Raw genomic sequence first — 12,497 nt, forward strand, 5'->3', positions numbered from 1 at the left:
GCAAGTGTCAATACGGATCTTCTTCATTGCGAATTTGTGAGCGCGTGACTACCTTCTGCCACTGCCTGTCTACATTTCTCAGTGCTAGCATCGGCTCTCTCTTTATCGATCCGCTCGAAGACCTCGGCGACATCGGGACGCCGCGCCCGCAAGTAATCCCGCTCAGATTCCGATGCCCGTCGCCAGATATTGTATCCCTGGATCAGCGCCTTCGTCGTGGGGGACAGCGCCTCCCAGCGCGCTGCCTCTTCCCTCCGCTGCGCGAGGCGCGCAACAGTCTCAGTGAGCACCTCGCTACCCACCCGGGCTGCGATGTCCGCATGCGCTTGAGCCTCCTCCAGCGAGGCAAGATCCTCGTGCCGCCACTCGCCGTTGTCCCACTTCCACGATAGACGAGTTTGATCATCCACGACCTCGATCTTGGCCTGGAACCGATCCGCGGTCGCCCGCAGCACGCCGCCCTTCTTCTTCCACCGCAGCTTCACGTCGCCCATCCGCTCACCTCCAGATCAAGAGGATATCGCACGACGCCTCGGCCGTGTCCCGATCCCGCACGTTCAGCGGACTCAGTTCTCGGCACGGGTTCGAATGGCGGCCATCCTCCGTGGCGATCCAGACCTCCGTGTCGTCGCCCACGGCGTTGACCTCGGCCAGCCCCTGGACCCACTGCTTCAGGTCGCGCACCGTGATCACGTCCCGCCGGAGGATGGGCGGGATGCGCCGGTCGCTGGCGATGGCCTCCTCGATGCCGTCCACCGGCTCGTAGGTCTGCGCAAAGATATCTTCTTTGCATGGATAAAATTCACCCGCCACGCCCCGGATGATGAAGTCCATGGGACCGGCGTAGTGGTCCCCCTCCAGGGTGGGGATGAGCAGTTTCCCGTCATTGTACGGCCCCACCACCCGCGCCGTGGGGCAGAACGCCTGCACCTCGACCAGGTTGAACCCATCCCACTGCACCGCCTCGATCACCACCGGCCTTTTGCGAAACTTCATGCGTCACCTCCTTCATCCTCGTCCGGACACACGAAAAACTCCGTGTTGGATCCGCGCAGGATCGCCAGGATGAGATCTGCTTCTTTCCTGTCCGACGCCTTCTCCTCCTCGGGCAGATCCGCGTAGGGGACCAGCAGCCCCCGCCATCGGAGCACGCGCTTGCACGCGGCACAGTCGCAGCACGGGTGGTGTCGTCGCACTGCTCCCTCGATGTCGGGCAACACCGCTCGCGCCCACCGGCTCCACGCGTCGTGGGCGTAGGCTGCCAGGCGCTCCCGCAGCTGCTCCTGCGCGTGCGCGATCTCCTGCTCCACCAGGGCGTCCAGCGGCTCCGGCAGCCCCAGGGCGCGCCGGATGCCCGCCGCCAGCCACTCCGCGGGCGCCCCCTCCCCCCGCCGAACGGGCGGGGATTCCAGATAACGATATGCCGCCAGCAGCTCGCCCACGGGATCCTCGACGTTGTGGAGCGCCGCCAGCTCCAGCAGATCGCGCGCCCCCTGCCTGATCCGGAACCGCTCAGCGACGGTAACCCGCGACTGAAGATCGCGCAGGAGACGTCGCTCCTCCGCGTCCGGAGTCGTGCCCCGCGCCGCGCAGTAGGCCACTACTGCCTGATCCACCATTTCCCGGATCTCGTCCCCGCTCATCGTGTCACGCATCTCGTTCATCGTGTTCCTCCGTTTCCACGTCTCCCAATGATAGGGGCCGAACCTGATCTAAAGCTGTCAGCGACCGTTGGGCAACGCTGACCAGAATCTTGCGCTCGGCAAGGACGCTCCAAACCGTGCGCTCGCGCGATGGCGCGTGTACCGTCTTCTTGACCCAGTACCCTCGCGCTCCGTATCCGGTGCGATGTACCTCTAGTAGTCCCCATCCCTCGGGAACCTCGCCCGGCCGAACCAGTCCTTCGGGCGTCAGGAACCACTTCTCGTCGCCCACGGAACTTCCGGCACGCTCGTGTGCCTTCTTCTCGTTGCGGAAGAAGTCCTCACGCGATACCTTGCACTCGACAACGATGGACTCGCGCGATGTCCACCCGATGGCGTCCGGCGTCTCGGAGGTCGCCGTGACGATCTCGGTGGCCACCACCCGGCACTTCCGCGTGTTCCGCAGCCACACCGCCGCGATCTCGACCAACTCGGCATGCTCAGCGCTGCTCATCGGACGTCCACTCCTGCTGCCAGCGCAGCGCTTGGGAACCGCACCAGCTGTACGCCCTCCTCGGCGCATGTCCCGATGTGGTCCCCGTTCTCCACCGCGATCTCTTCCTCGCGGAAGTCCGGAACGTGCTCGATCAGCCAACACTGGAACCACTCGATGGCCTCGGTGAACGTCTCCGCCCCGACCTCCGCGTTCCACGATGGGCCGCTGCGCCGCTCCAGCAGGACGTGCCACAGCGTCGTCACTCTTCCCTCCTGCTCGTCTCGCTGCTCACCAGCCACCGTTCCATCCTGTCCATCAGGAATAACTCGATTTCCTTGGTCCTGGGATGCGCCGGGAGTGTCGTCCCATCGAAAGCCCGCCGCGCCTCCTCGGTGAGCGCCTCCGCCATCTCCTCGATCTGTTCATTCTCGTAGACGCCACGCTTGATGTCGAGGATCAGATCCGCATACGGCAGCGGATAGACCAACCTGCCGTACTTCATAAGATCAATGCCCTCCTTCAGGAGATGGATCACGTTGGACGCGAACTTCGTGTCGTACCCGTACTTCGTGAACAGGCTGGCCCGGCTCGTCGCCTTCGAGATGCGCTCCGCGACCATCCGCCGCGCCTTCTTCACGAACACGCCCGCCTCGAACGACAGGTCGCCCACCTTCAGGTGCTTGCCGGTGTCGTCCGTGTTCCTGAAGATGTTGGACGTCCTGAACTCGCCCAGAACCGCGTTGTCGTCCTGGCCGTTCAGGAACTCCAGTGCGCGTTGCAGGGCCTCGTAGTTCTCGGGCTTGATCCGCATCTTGTGGAGCTGCGCGTGGGCGTAGGCGACAAACCTGTGGTGCGCGCCCTTGTGCGGGAACAGCGGCGCGGCGTCGAGCAGCGCCCGCCCGAACGCCTTGTCGGCCTCCAGAACGTTCTCCTCGTTGGCGAACAGCAGGTGCAGGATGTTGGGGTTGTTCTGCATCGCCAGCGCCACGAACTTGCGGAACTCGTATGCCGAGAAGTCCACGGCGTCAGCCGTGTTCCGACCGCTCTCGTCCTTGGCCTTGACGTGCATCTCGACCACCTCGCAGTGGCCGAACCCGTACACCATCTGCCGCGTCGGCATGAACACGCCGATGTAGTCCAGGTCGCTCTCAGGCGTGTTGGTCCCGAACAGGTGCGACCCCGCCCGGATCTTCAGGATCATGTTCCTGATGGCGATCTCCTTGTAGTCCATGTCAGCCCTCGTCCCCCAGCATCGCGCGGAGCATCTGGAAGTCGGAATCGTCCGTGCCTTCGAGGTGCGCCGTTCGCAGCACGCGCACCACCGCGCACGCATACGCCGCAGCATCAGACGCACCTTCCGCGATCTTGTCCTTTACGGTAGCATACGCCATCCCAGCGACGACAGGACGGCTTGCCTTGCTATCCGTTCCTTCCTTCCCGAACCCAACCGGGATCGGCTGCCGCAGTTGTAGCTTCGCAATGAACGCCGCCGCCCACACCATCTTCTCGCCGTGGGTCAGGATCATGCTCCCCTCCTCTATGCGCCAGATGCGCAACTGATTTCACACGCGTTCCTTCATGATTCTCTCAACCATGCGCGGATCGACTCCGCCATCTCGCAACTCCCGCGCCTCCTTCTTCAATTCCACAAACCCTTCCTGGGCAATGTCAAAGCAGGATCGGCAAATGCTTCCGATAGCAGCAGCAACATGTGCCGTCTGACCGTCATCCTTCGTGGGCACCCACGGGATAAAGCTCACCCCACACTGATTGCATACCTTCCCGCCACCGGTCAGGATCATAGCTTCCTCCTAAAACGGAAATCCACTCGCCTTGCAGTCCGCCAAGTGCTCAACAGCAAAACGCACCTCGGACACGTAGTAGTGCCCCCGCTTTGCGTCCTCCTCGCTCCCGTCGTCCAGATCGTCCAGCATGCCATTCAACTCCCGCGCGATCGCGAGCGCCTCATCTTTCGCAAGGGCGTATCCGCAGATGTGCCCTCCCTCGGGGCCGCAAACCAAGTAGATCATGCTCCCCTCCTCGTGGCGACCCTCAGCAGGTCCGCCGACATCTCCAACTGCTGCGCCATGCGCTGCTGCTGCTTGACCTGCTCGCGCCCGAGCCAGCCCACCAGGCCCAGGACCGCCTCGGGCGACAACCGCCCCACGGGCACGAACGCGAACGTCGCCTTGCGCCCCTCCTCGGCTAGCGGACGCAGCTTCTCTTCCACGAGGTCAATCGCTTCTTGGGTCAGGATCATGACTCCTCCTTGGACGCATGAAATCCACCGCACGCGGGACACTCCCTGCCGGGGGCCGGATCGGGCGCATCGCACGGCGTGAAGTGGACCCGCACGAAGTCCACCGGGCGCTGCGCCACGACCTGCATATCGATCTGCGGCACGCCGTCCTCGCCCGCGCCCACCGCCTTCACGACTGCAGGCGTGTGCCCGCCCACCAGGATCTCGTCCCCGACCTCGAAGTACGGGGCCTCGATCCACTCGCCCCCGCGCTTGACGTGTACCGTCATCGCCGCTTCCTCCCGTCCTTGCCCTGCGCGGCCAGCCGCCGCGCCATGACGATCGCGACGAAGTCAGTGTGATCCATCACCAGTTCCCATCCAGCGTCTCCGCCTCTCCGAACGTGCACGGCCCGCACATGTCCGTGCACGGCAGCACCGGCGTTGCCCCGCACACGACACACTTGCGCGAGTAGTCCGGCAGGAAATCGGCCTCATCCGCTTCGCTTGCGCCAACCAAGCGATCCTTCTTCTCGTCGCTCTGCTCCTCGCTTCCCATCGTCCCCTTGAACTCCCGCGCCAACGAGAACGCACCGAGATCCGCCGCCTCGACCTTCTCGACGATCAGCTGCTCGTCGTAATCGTCGCCGTTGCTGCCGTGCATCCACTCACCCTCGATGTGGAAGCTGACCACGTACTCGCCGGGGACCGGCAGATCGTCCTCGTCCCAGAAGCACGCCCCCGTCCCGTCCCAGTGGTCTTCCATGAACCAGTCGTGCTCAGATCGGTGGAACTTGCTTGCCGGGATGCGACCAGCCTCCACCTCGATCAGCTCGACAATATCGCCTTCGTAGTTCGGGTCCGGCATCACGACCAGCCAGGCCCGCATCGTCCCGCTGCAACATCCGCTCATGGCTCCTCCTAGTTCAGGTACGGCTACGCTCCGCGAACGCCGCATCCTGCTGCTTGATCGTCCTCTCGATCTCCGGGCCACCCTCCCGCTGCTGCGCAGCCTGGAAGATCGCCTTGCAGGACAGCTCCCCGCGATCATCGCGGTCCACCTCACCCACCTGAAAGCCCATCCCGTCCAGCGCGAGATCGTGGCCGAGCATCGGCTCCAGCCAGCCGTAGAACTCGTCGGATACCCACACATGGATCAGTCGCATCTCTTACCTACCTTTCTGTGTTAACATCGTGGCCTACATCCACCCTTGCTGCTCGGCCCACCACTCGGACACGACCAGCGTGCCCTCGTCGCCCTCCTGGTACACCTCGCTGTCCTCGTGCACCTGCGACTGCGGCACCCAGACAGATCCGTTGATCGGATCCTCCGCGGACTCCACCAGGATCGCCTTGCCGCTGTCCCTAACGCAGCGGCAGCCCTCGATCTCGAATCCACTCATTGGGTGACACCTCCCTGGATCGCATCCGGCACCAGGCGCCCCGTGCGATCCTTGAGCACGATGATCCCGCCACCGGGGCTGCGCGTCAGCACGACATCCGCGCGAGCCGCGATCTCGGTCGTGGTCAGCCACTCCGACCGCTCCAGTTCCCGCAAGGCATCGAACAACCCCTCTGGGGGTTCAACGAACACCCCACGGAACATCACCTCGTTCCCCTTCGGCATGATCACACCTCCTTGTGGATCCTCCGCTTCTCTGACTGTTCTGGTGTCAGACGAACAAGTTTCACGATCCTGATCGACGTAGCGCACGTGGAAGACGTTGACGGGGTCCCACGTATGGTAATTGCTCGACCACATAAACGTGCAGCGGTCGAGCGGCGCCCCGCAGTCCACCTCGATCGGCAGGTAGTCCGGCCCGATGCGGATCGCGAACTTCGCGCCCAGAATGCGCCCTTGCCGATCGGGCTTGTCGGTCGGCCACAGGGTCGAATCGAAGGTGAGCGACAGCGCCTGCTCCTTGGGGATATCCAAATCGCGGAGGATCCAATGAAGCCCCTGCCAGATACGGCTGAGGAACTGCTGGCGTTTGGCTGCTGCATCCGATCCGACGAACACGTGTTCGTCCTCCTCCCGCATGGTCGCCCACCACGCCCGCGCCACGTACACCGTCATCTGAACGAGGCGTATCAGGTCGAACCAGTGCGGCTTGCACGGCACGAACAGCGGTCCATGCTCCTGCTCATTACTCATTGGGATCCTCCCTGTATTCCCAAGAACGATCTTCGAAGCCACGCCGCAGCGCACCCAACTGCACCAAGCCCAGCAGCAGGTGTTGAACGGCGCGCCTCATCCGCTCAACGACATCTGACGTCATGGGCAACCCGATGCAGCGCTGCGCCTCGTCCGAGATCGGCTTGAACGCAGCCAACCCTGGCCAGCCTGCGATGCGCTCCATGTCAACTGCCAGCCGGTATGGATCCGTCTCTGGATCTGAAACCACCACGACCGCTGGGATCTCAGCCGTATTCATACCGAGAGGGGCGATACACCCGCACGTCCAACGTGGCTTCTGATGGATGGGGCAGTAGCCGCACTGGAGATGCCCCCGTAGCCCGGCATCCGGGCAGTTCAGCCGCTCCAGGTCATCTCCAAGAGGATCCCGGCCCACCATGGATTTGAACTCCTCCTGCGTCCACCGATACGGCTCCTGCGGAGCTGGCAGGTCTTCCAAGCACATCAGCGTGCCGCATTCGGCCACGTTGATCACTGCCTCGGAGTTAATCATACGCACCTCTCAGTCACGGTCGAACAGGCCGACCCGCTGGTAACCGCCGATGCCGCGCTCCCGCGCGTGCACGACCTTCATATTGACCTCGGGCACGCCATCGGCCGAAGGCCCGACGTGCGTCACCTCGTACTCGAATCCTTCGAGAAACGGTAGCCGGTCCCCCACCCGGTAGTCGCCCTTCGCCGCCTCGATCCACGCCCCGTCACGGTACACGCGCCTCGTCATGGATTCACCTCGTCGCCCATGTAGCAGATGTACGCGCAGCCATCCTTCGTGCACTTGCGGGCGAGATCGTGCTCCTTGTGGGCCGGGTGCATTTCCCGCGCCGGGACCATCTGCAACGGCGAGCCGCACCGCGGGCAGACCATCTGCTCCGCCATCTTGATTTTGAAGTCGAGGAGCCGCTTGAAGCACGCCATGCACACGAAGCGGTCCCCCTCCTTCCGATCCGTCTCGGCCCCGCAGACCTTCGTCGTGAAGTCCTGGGGATCCAGCCACGACTGCTGGCAGCTACCCATGATCATCCTCCTTTCCATCGGACAGCACGCTTCCATCCCTCATCAACCCATCGACGACCAGGGCGCTCAGATCCTCCTGCCACTCGACGTGGAGGATCGCGTGCTGCTTGAATCGGGCGATCATTACGAGCTTGGTCGCATCGCATTGATCCCGGTCCACATCAACGCCAACGTAGCTGTCCAGGATGATCTGGTTGAGCATAGCCTCCTTCGTGCCAAGCACGGGAAGCCCCCACAGCGTTGGGACGCGCTCCGCGACGGACGGATGCGCGAAGACGTGTGTAATGCCTCCACCGAGTACCTCGACCTTCTCACGGTCGAGTAGTCGAACGCACGCGGCCCGCACCGTCTCCTGGGTCGCAACGCAGTCAACGGGAGCGCCGATGAACTGCTTGCACGCCTCGTTGATCGACGCGACGACTCGGTCGAAGGCCGCCTGCGCCGCGGGCGACATCTCGGGGACCTCGAACGAAACCTTGCCCATGTTCCCGCTCCTATTTCTCGCGGCAGTTGCACTCGTCGCAGTCGCACGTGCCGCCCTCGACGAAGTGCACCGGTTCGCGGGTTCGGTCCACCGTGCGCCCGCAGATGCGGCAGCGCAACACGGGCTGGCCCGTGTCCCGGACCGCCTCCTCGACTCGCACTTGCTGCTTCCGCAGCAACCGCATCAGATCCTCATGCGATCGGTAGAGCCGCTCGATCCACGCGCTGGCCGTCTCATCGGGACGCGCCCCAAACTCGGCACGCAGGGACGCCATCCCATCCAGCTCCGCGTCGAAGGCTGCCTTGGCATGCGCAGCCTCCATCCGCTCACGCCCCATCTCGCGCATCACCTCCGCAGCACGGTCCAGCACCGACGTACCTGGGGGCGCCTGTAGGATCCGGCGCAGCGAGCGCCACTTCGACGCCTCGTCCTCCGCAGGCGCCTCCGCAGCGCACACGTGTTCGCCGAGGCCGAGGTTGGGACGCCCATCGCGCTCTACTTCATCCTTTGGCAGATCCCACGACGCGATCTCGGCCGCGACCCGCACGCGCTCCGCCTCCTGGAACTGCCGCAGGAGGTCATCCGCGCAGTAGTAGAGGCGCATTTCAGCGCGGTGGGGAAACGAGAACCGCACGTGGATTCGCACGGTGCCAGGCTTCCAGCGCTCCACCAGGAGGACATCAGCTCCGTGGCGCTTCAACCATTCGAGGTCGCACACGCCGTTCACGGTGTAGTAGGTCGTGCCTCCCACTTCCTTCGCTATCATTAGGACCTCCTCCGCAGGCAGTCATCGCAGAACATCGCCACGCACCCAGCGCAGTCCGGAACGATGTTGTCCGCTGCCTTCCAGTTCGAGAAGTCCTCCCTCTGGATCTTCCCGCTGCCGTTGTAGCACTCCGACGCCCCGTCCGTTTCCTCGACCTTCTCCTTCGTCGGAACCGGCGCCCGCATGCGCTCCATGGTCAGCTCGCGGACCAACCGCTCCCGATCCCTGGCTAGCTCCACCACCATCAGGATGAGCAGCTTCTCAGCAACAAGCGTGCCGCGGAAGCCGCGAAGCACGTGATCCACGATCGGATCCTTCGAGGCCCACGCCTCGACCTCCGCCCACGTGGGGTACGGGTACACTTCGCTCATGGATCCTTCTTCAACGACTGGCAGCAAATAGACTGCTGCCGGATCTCAGCGTCCATCTCGGACAACTCCATGAAACCTGGATCTTGGACAACATGATCCATGATGAGTCGATCAGGATCTCTGGCGCGCTCTTCGAGAATTTTGGACAAGTTGTGCTTCGCGGCCTCGTGGGCCTCCACCTCGCGCTGGCGACGCGCCTTCCTGGCTAGATGTTTCTTCATGTAGCGCCGGACGTAGGCCCCGCGCACGTACCAGCCCAGGCCGAAGCCGATGGCCATGAGCAGCACGACGACCGCGAGCACAGCGAGCAACAGGCTGTTCATTGGATCTCCTCGTATTGAAGGTGCCGCGCAGCCCAGCGCCACAGCCACTCCACGAGCGGCACCCAGAACCCGCGAGGATGCGGACCGCGCACGAAGGCACGAAGCTCGACGTGCATCGGCACATGCGTCTGCCGGAAGTAGTCGAGAGCACACCGCAGGTCGGCGCGTGTGCACGCGCGGCCACCGATGGAGGCTACGACCTCGTCATCAGACATCCCAGGTGGAAGACCAACCGATGCGAGCAATAGGTCACGGGGGTTCTCGTTGTCCATCATTGGTCCTCCCAGGACGCCAATACACTACCACCTTTGATTGCGTTTGTCAACTGTCCTGCGCACACGTGTTCGCTTTCTCCAGCGCCGCCCGCAAGCTCGCCACGGTCGCGGCCAGGGGCGCCATCCCCTCCCGCTCGATGGCAGCCACCAGCGCACCCCAGTCGGGCTCCAGCGCCGCGGAAAGCGCGTCCACGCCCAGCTCGCGCAGGACCTGCACGCGGACCGCGTGGGCACGCCGCTCGTCCGCGTTGGTCCGGCGGTGGACGATCATGGCATCCTCCCCGCCGCCAGCTTCACGACGACGTTCACGTCAGCCCGCTTCTGCTTCATCCTGTCGATCTCGGCCTGCCCCTGCTCGGACATCGCTTCGAGGATCCGGGTGAAGGTCCGCGCGATCCAATAGGGCGACGCCTCCACGGTCAGCACACGGCCATCGTCCTGGAACAGATGGAGCACGACGTGATCCTGCGCCAGCGAGAAGTTCGTCATCTTCACCTCGGGGTAGGCGAACCGCCCAATGGTCTTCCTGCGCTTTTCGTCCTTCAAGGTGCACCTCCCAGCAGGGCCGAGCCGATCCGGCATGGCTCGTCCGCTGATCGCTCGATCTGCCCGTGCGCAAAGCACGGCGTCTCTGGGTACCACGGCTCGTCGTGCACCGCGCAGGCGTACGCCCCTGGCCGATCGCCGCGCAAGTGCGGGCACGGACCGTCCCGGGGAGGATCGATGGCCACGATGTTCTCCGGGACGACGCCTAGCGCGGGATCGACCACGATCGCTACGAGATATCGCTGGCAACAGTGTCCGCAGCGCAGGCACCGCATCAGCGCCACCACCCGGGCGCCCGCACCGGCAGCTCCGCGCCGTGGATAACGCCGCCGCCAGGCGCGCCCCAGCGCACCAGGAGCCGCAGCAGGGGGCGGCAGCGCACCTGAGCCTCCTCCACTCCAGGCCCCGCCAGGGGGCCCTGCGCGATGCCCATGTAGGCCGCCAGCACGGCGTGCTCCTCGCTGCGGATCGCGGGCGCCCCCAGCACCGGGATGCCCCACCACCGCGTCCGATCCCGGGCCACCTCCTCGCATACCAGCAGGTGGGTCGCCACGTCCCACTCGATCCCCGGCGGCACGCGGCCCACGATGCGCTCCAGCACATCCTCAATGTGGGCCCGCGTCCCAGCGGGGATCGGGCGCAGCACGAAGGGCGCCTGCGCCGGCCGGACCACCGCCAGCACCTGTCGGCCATCCCGCTGCGCCGCCTCCCGCTGCGCGCACAGCCGCGGCGCCAACGGGATCCCTCCACCATGCTGTGGATCCTGCGTCATCTGCTCCTCCGTGACTCGCATCGCGCGGGCTATCATCTAAAACCGCTTGGAGCTGGGGAGAGCGGCGCTAGGCCGCCAACCGCTCGTTTTCGGCAGTTGTGAACTACTAACGCGTGAACGCGCCAGCTTCCGCCTTCTCCGGGATCTGCGCGACCGAGGACCTGCGCCCCCGGACCCGTCTTGCAATCCCTCCAACGGCAGCCGCCCCGGTCCCCGAGGCAGAGGCCGGAATCACACCGGCCCAAATCATTCGTTTCGCTTCGTCGCGGATGTTGCGCGCCGCGTTCTCGTCCCGATCGTGGCTCGACCCGCACGCCGAGCACGTCCACGCCCGCACCGCCAGCGTCAACCGATCGTTGATCGCTCCGCACGCGTTGCACGCCTTGGACGACGGATAGAAGCGGTTCACCCGAACGAACCCCTTCCCCGCCCACGCCGCCTTGTACTCCGCCATCCGCCCGAACATGCCCCACCCGACGTCGCCAATGGCCTTGGCCAAATTTGGGTTGCGCATCATGCCCTTCACACCCAAGTCCTCGACGGCGATCACTTGGTTCTCGTCGACCAACCGCCTCGACACCTTGTTCACGAAGTCCCTGCGCGCGTTCTTCACCCGTTCGTGCGCCCGCGCCACCAGCTTTCGCGCCTTGTCCCTCCCGTTCGATCCCTTGACCTTCCTCTCCATTTTCCGCTGCTTGCGCACTAGATTGCGCTCGGCCCGCTGCAAGTGGCGCGGATTCGCGACGTGCTCCCCGTCGCTCGTCACCGCGAAATCCTTCAATCCCACATCCACTCCGACCACTGGGCCATCCAACGACACCACCGGCATCGGTTCCCTGTCGTCCACCAGTACCGACGCGTAGTAATGCCCGCATGGCTCGCGCCGCACTGTCACCGTCTTGATCTCTCCCTCGATGGACCGGTGCACCACCGCTTTGAACCATCCCACTTTGGGGAGGAAGACCCGCTTGTCCGTGACCTTCACGCCCTGTGGAAACTGGATCGATTGCGGGCCGTTCCTGCGTTTGAAGCGAGGATACCGTCCCCGCCGCTCGAAGAAGTTTATGAACGCCCGCGACAGGTTCCGCAACGACTGCTGCAACACCTGAGCATTCGCCTCCCGTAACCACTCGTGTTCCTGCTTGTGCAGAGGCAAGCGCCGCGTCATCGCCTCGTACCCGAGCCCCTTGCCCGTCTCCTGATACAGCCGCTGCGTCTCTGACAATGCATCGTTCCACGCCCACCGTGCACATCCAAACTGCCGCGCCAACGCCAACTGCTGCGTCGCGTTCGGATACAAGCGAATGCGCGTTGCGCTTAACATGTTTTACAGAATAACACATTTCTAGCAAAATACAACCCCTGATGCATT

28 protein-coding genes are annotated in these 12,497 nt (G+C 64.3%); all 28 read right to left on the reverse strand.

Annotation, left to right across the window (positions count from 1 at the left end):
• Positions 1-23: 23 nt before the first annotated feature.
• Positions 24-494, reverse strand: a complete 471-nt coding sequence (locus WC683_00975) for a hypothetical protein (GenBank protein MFA4971153.1) — start codon at positions 492-494, stop codon at positions 24-26.
• Positions 495-498: 4 nt separating this feature from the next.
• Positions 499-996, reverse strand: coding sequence for a hypothetical protein (locus WC683_00980; GenBank protein ID MFA4971154.1), 498 nt, complete (start codon positions 994-996; stop codon positions 499-501).
• The gene (locus WC683_00985; protein MFA4971155.1) at positions 993-1,664 is read right to left on the reverse strand and encodes a hypothetical protein; all 672 of its coding nucleotides are present in this window, start codon (positions 1,662-1,664) and stop codon (positions 993-995) included. The genes WC683_00980 and WC683_00985 overlap by 4 nt, the downstream gene beginning before the upstream one ends.
• On the reverse strand, positions 1,648-2,157 hold the full coding sequence (locus WC683_00990) for a hypothetical protein (protein MFA4971156.1): 510 nt from the start codon (positions 2,155-2,157) through the stop codon (positions 1,648-1,650). Before WC683_00990 ends, WC683_00985 begins: the two co-directional genes overlap by 17 nt.
• Positions 2,154-2,402 carry a hypothetical protein gene (locus WC683_00995; protein MFA4971157.1) on the reverse strand — a complete coding sequence of 83 codons (249 nt, stop codon included), beginning with the start codon at positions 2,400-2,402 and terminating at the stop codon, positions 2,154-2,156. The genes WC683_00990 and WC683_00995 overlap by 4 nt, the downstream gene beginning before the upstream one ends.
• Complete coding sequence (locus WC683_01000) at positions 2,399-3,370, reverse strand: nucleotidyltransferase domain-containing protein (protein MFA4971158.1); 972 nt, start codon at positions 3,368-3,370, stop codon at positions 2,399-2,401. Before WC683_01000 ends, WC683_00995 begins: the two co-directional genes overlap by 4 nt.
• Position 3,371: 1 nt before the next feature.
• Positions 3,372-3,665 (reverse strand): hypothetical protein, encoded by a 294-nt coding sequence (locus WC683_01005; protein MFA4971159.1) that lies wholly within the window; start codon positions 3,663-3,665, stop codon positions 3,372-3,374.
• A gap of 36 nt (positions 3,666-3,701) precedes the next feature.
• On the reverse strand, positions 3,702-3,941 hold the full coding sequence (locus WC683_01010; GenBank protein ID MFA4971160.1) for a hypothetical protein: 240 nt from the start codon (positions 3,939-3,941) through the stop codon (positions 3,702-3,704).
• Between the two features lie 9 nt (positions 3,942-3,950).
• Positions 3,951-4,169, reverse strand: a complete 219-nt coding sequence (locus tag WC683_01015) for a hypothetical protein (GenBank protein ID MFA4971161.1) — start codon at positions 4,167-4,169, stop codon at positions 3,951-3,953.
• On the reverse strand, positions 4,166-4,399 hold the full coding sequence (locus WC683_01020; protein MFA4971162.1) for a hypothetical protein: 234 nt from the start codon (positions 4,397-4,399) through the stop codon (positions 4,166-4,168). Before WC683_01020 ends, WC683_01015 begins: the two co-directional genes overlap by 4 nt.
• Complete coding sequence (locus tag WC683_01025) at positions 4,396-4,668, reverse strand: hypothetical protein (protein ID MFA4971163.1); 273 nt, start codon at positions 4,666-4,668, stop codon at positions 4,396-4,398. The genes WC683_01020 and WC683_01025 overlap by 4 nt, the downstream gene beginning before the upstream one ends.
• A 76-nt stretch (positions 4,669-4,744) precedes the next feature.
• Complete coding sequence (locus tag WC683_01030; GenBank protein ID MFA4971164.1) at positions 4,745-5,290, reverse strand: hypothetical protein; 546 nt, start codon at positions 5,288-5,290, stop codon at positions 4,745-4,747.
• Between the two features lie 13 nt (positions 5,291-5,303).
• A complete protein-coding gene (locus WC683_01035; protein MFA4971165.1) occupies positions 5,304-5,543 on the reverse strand; it encodes a hypothetical protein in 240 nt (79 codons plus the stop codon).
• Between the two features lie 33 nt (positions 5,544-5,576).
• Positions 5,577-5,780: a hypothetical protein gene (locus tag WC683_01040; GenBank protein MFA4971166.1), complete on the reverse strand. Its 204-nt coding sequence runs from the start codon at positions 5,778-5,780 to the stop codon at positions 5,577-5,579.
• Positions 5,777-6,532 carry a hypothetical protein gene (locus WC683_01045; protein MFA4971167.1) on the reverse strand — a complete coding sequence of 252 codons (756 nt, stop codon included), beginning with the start codon at positions 6,530-6,532 and terminating at the stop codon, positions 5,777-5,779. The genes WC683_01040 and WC683_01045 overlap by 4 nt, the downstream gene beginning before the upstream one ends.
• Positions 6,525-7,067 (reverse strand): hypothetical protein, encoded by a 543-nt coding sequence (locus tag WC683_01050; GenBank protein MFA4971168.1) that lies wholly within the window; start codon positions 7,065-7,067, stop codon positions 6,525-6,527. The genes WC683_01045 and WC683_01050 overlap by 8 nt, the downstream gene beginning before the upstream one ends.
• 9 nt (positions 7,068-7,076) lie before the next feature.
• Complete coding sequence (locus WC683_01055) at positions 7,077-7,295, reverse strand: hypothetical protein (GenBank protein MFA4971169.1); 219 nt, start codon at positions 7,293-7,295, stop codon at positions 7,077-7,079.
• On the reverse strand, positions 7,292-7,588 hold the full coding sequence (locus WC683_01060; protein ID MFA4971170.1) for a hypothetical protein: 297 nt from the start codon (positions 7,586-7,588) through the stop codon (positions 7,292-7,294). Before WC683_01060 ends, WC683_01055 begins: the two co-directional genes overlap by 4 nt.
• The gene (locus WC683_01065; protein ID MFA4971171.1) at positions 7,581-8,072 is read right to left on the reverse strand and encodes a hypothetical protein; all 492 of its coding nucleotides are present in this window, start codon (positions 8,070-8,072) and stop codon (positions 7,581-7,583) included. The genes WC683_01060 and WC683_01065 overlap by 8 nt, the downstream gene beginning before the upstream one ends.
• 10 nt (positions 8,073-8,082) lie before the next feature.
• Entirely contained in the window at positions 8,083-8,838 is a 756-nt protein-coding gene (locus WC683_01070; GenBank protein ID MFA4971172.1) for a hypothetical protein, read from the reverse strand.
• A complete protein-coding gene (locus WC683_01075; protein ID MFA4971173.1) occupies positions 8,838-9,209 on the reverse strand; it encodes a hypothetical protein in 372 nt (123 codons plus the stop codon). The genes WC683_01070 and WC683_01075 overlap by 1 nt, the downstream gene beginning before the upstream one ends.
• Complete coding sequence (locus WC683_01080) at positions 9,206-9,532, reverse strand: hypothetical protein (GenBank protein ID MFA4971174.1); 327 nt, start codon at positions 9,530-9,532, stop codon at positions 9,206-9,208. Before WC683_01080 ends, WC683_01075 begins: the two co-directional genes overlap by 4 nt.
• Entirely contained in the window at positions 9,529-9,804 is a 276-nt protein-coding gene (locus tag WC683_01085) for a hypothetical protein (protein MFA4971175.1), read from the reverse strand. The genes WC683_01080 and WC683_01085 overlap by 4 nt, the downstream gene beginning before the upstream one ends.
• A 49-nt stretch (positions 9,805-9,853) precedes the next feature.
• Positions 9,854-10,078, reverse strand: a complete 225-nt coding sequence (locus WC683_01090) for a hypothetical protein (protein ID MFA4971176.1) — start codon at positions 10,076-10,078, stop codon at positions 9,854-9,856.
• On the reverse strand, positions 10,075-10,353 hold the full coding sequence (locus WC683_01095; protein MFA4971177.1) for a hypothetical protein: 279 nt from the start codon (positions 10,351-10,353) through the stop codon (positions 10,075-10,077). The genes WC683_01090 and WC683_01095 overlap by 4 nt, the downstream gene beginning before the upstream one ends.
• The gene (locus tag WC683_01100; GenBank protein ID MFA4971178.1) at positions 10,350-10,628 is read right to left on the reverse strand and encodes a hypothetical protein; all 279 of its coding nucleotides are present in this window, start codon (positions 10,626-10,628) and stop codon (positions 10,350-10,352) included. Before WC683_01100 ends, WC683_01095 begins: the two co-directional genes overlap by 4 nt.
• Complete coding sequence (locus WC683_01105; GenBank protein MFA4971179.1) at positions 10,628-11,125, reverse strand: hypothetical protein; 498 nt, start codon at positions 11,123-11,125, stop codon at positions 10,628-10,630. The genes WC683_01100 and WC683_01105 overlap by 1 nt, the downstream gene beginning before the upstream one ends.
• 106 nt (positions 11,126-11,231) lie before the next feature.
• The gene (locus WC683_01110) at positions 11,232-12,449 is read right to left on the reverse strand and encodes an RNA-guided endonuclease TnpB family protein (GenBank protein MFA4971180.1); all 1,218 of its coding nucleotides are present in this window, start codon (positions 12,447-12,449) and stop codon (positions 11,232-11,234) included.
• Positions 12,450-12,497: the final 48 nt, after the last annotated feature.

This window comes from bacterium, from assembly GCA_041648665.1.
In the GTDB taxonomy this organism is placed as follows: domain Bacteria; phylum UBA10199; class UBA10199; order 2-02-FULL-44-16; family JAAZCA01; genus JAFGMW01.

Bases quoted from the DNA above. Each gene is read 5' to 3' on its own strand.
- WC683_01025 (MFA4971163.1), bottom strand. From the start codon at position 4,668: ATGACGGTACACGTCAAGCGCGGGGGCGAGTGGATCGAGGCCCCGTAC.
- WC683_01085 (MFA4971175.1), bottom strand. From the start codon at position 9,804: ATGGACAACGAGAACCCCCGTGACCTATTGCTCGCATCGGTTGGTCTT.
- WC683_00975 (MFA4971153.1), bottom strand. From the start codon at position 494: ATGGGCGACGTGAAGCTGCGGTGGAAGAAGAAGGGCGGCGTGCTGCGG.
- WC683_01105 (MFA4971179.1), bottom strand. From the start codon at position 11,125: ATGACGCAGGATCCACAGCATGGTGGAGGGATCCCGTTGGCGCCGCGG.
- WC683_01045 (MFA4971167.1), bottom strand. From the start codon at position 6,532: ATGAGTAATGAGCAGGAGCATGGACCGCTGTTCGTGCCGTGCAAGCCG.
- WC683_00985 (MFA4971155.1), bottom strand. From the start codon at position 1,664: ATGAACGAGATGCGTGACACGATGAGCGGGGACGAGATCCGGGAAATG.
- WC683_01050 (MFA4971168.1), bottom strand. From the start codon at position 7,067: ATGATTAACTCCGAGGCAGTGATCAACGTGGCCGAATGCGGCACGCTG.
- WC683_01055 (MFA4971169.1), bottom strand. From the start codon at position 7,295: ATGACGAGGCGCGTGTACCGTGACGGGGCGTGGATCGAGGCGGCGAAG.
- WC683_01020 (MFA4971162.1), bottom strand. From the start codon at position 4,399: ATGATCCTGACCCAAGAAGCGATTGACCTCGTGGAAGAGAAGCTGCGT.
- WC683_01030 (MFA4971164.1), bottom strand. From the start codon at position 5,290: ATGAGCGGATGTTGCAGCGGGACGATGCGGGCCTGGCTGGTCGTGATG.
- WC683_01010 (MFA4971160.1), bottom strand. From the start codon at position 3,941: ATGATCCTGACCGGTGGCGGGAAGGTATGCAATCAGTGTGGGGTGAGC.
- WC683_00990 (MFA4971156.1), bottom strand. From the start codon at position 2,157: ATGAGCAGCGCTGAGCATGCCGAGTTGGTCGAGATCGCGGCGGTGTGG.
- WC683_01000 (MFA4971158.1), bottom strand. From the start codon at position 3,370: ATGGACTACAAGGAGATCGCCATCAGGAACATGATCCTGAAGATCCGG.
- WC683_01090 (MFA4971176.1), bottom strand. From the start codon at position 10,078: ATGATCGTCCACCGCCGGACCAACGCGGACGAGCGGCGTGCCCACGCG.
- WC683_01040 (MFA4971166.1), bottom strand. From the start codon at position 5,780: ATGAGTGGATTCGAGATCGAGGGCTGCCGCTGCGTTAGGGACAGCGGC.
- WC683_01035 (MFA4971165.1), bottom strand. From the start codon at position 5,543: ATGCGACTGATCCATGTGTGGGTATCCGACGAGTTCTACGGCTGGCTG.
- WC683_01070 (MFA4971172.1), bottom strand. From the start codon at position 8,838: ATGATAGCGAAGGAAGTGGGAGGCACGACCTACTACACCGTGAACGGC.
- WC683_01100 (MFA4971178.1), bottom strand. From the start codon at position 10,628: ATGCGGTGCCTGCGCTGCGGACACTGTTGCCAGCGATATCTCGTAGCG.
- WC683_00980 (MFA4971154.1), bottom strand. From the start codon at position 996: ATGAAGTTTCGCAAAAGGCCGGTGGTGATCGAGGCGGTGCAGTGGGAT.
- WC683_01015 (MFA4971161.1), bottom strand. From the start codon at position 4,169: ATGATCTACTTGGTTTGCGGCCCCGAGGGAGGGCACATCTGCGGATAC.
- WC683_01080 (MFA4971174.1), bottom strand. From the start codon at position 9,532: ATGAACAGCCTGTTGCTCGCTGTGCTCGCGGTCGTCGTGCTGCTCATG.
- WC683_01065 (MFA4971171.1), bottom strand. From the start codon at position 8,072: ATGGGCAAGGTTTCGTTCGAGGTCCCCGAGATGTCGCCCGCGGCGCAG.
- WC683_01110 (MFA4971180.1), bottom strand. From the start codon at position 12,449: ATGTTAAGCGCAACGCGCATTCGCTTGTATCCGAACGCGACGCAGCAG.
- WC683_01005 (MFA4971159.1), bottom strand. From the start codon at position 3,665: ATGATCCTGACCCACGGCGAGAAGATGGTGTGGGCGGCGGCGTTCATT.
- WC683_01075 (MFA4971173.1), bottom strand. From the start codon at position 9,209: ATGAGCGAAGTGTACCCGTACCCCACGTGGGCGGAGGTCGAGGCGTGG.
- WC683_01060 (MFA4971170.1), bottom strand. From the start codon at position 7,588: ATGGGTAGCTGCCAGCAGTCGTGGCTGGATCCCCAGGACTTCACGACG.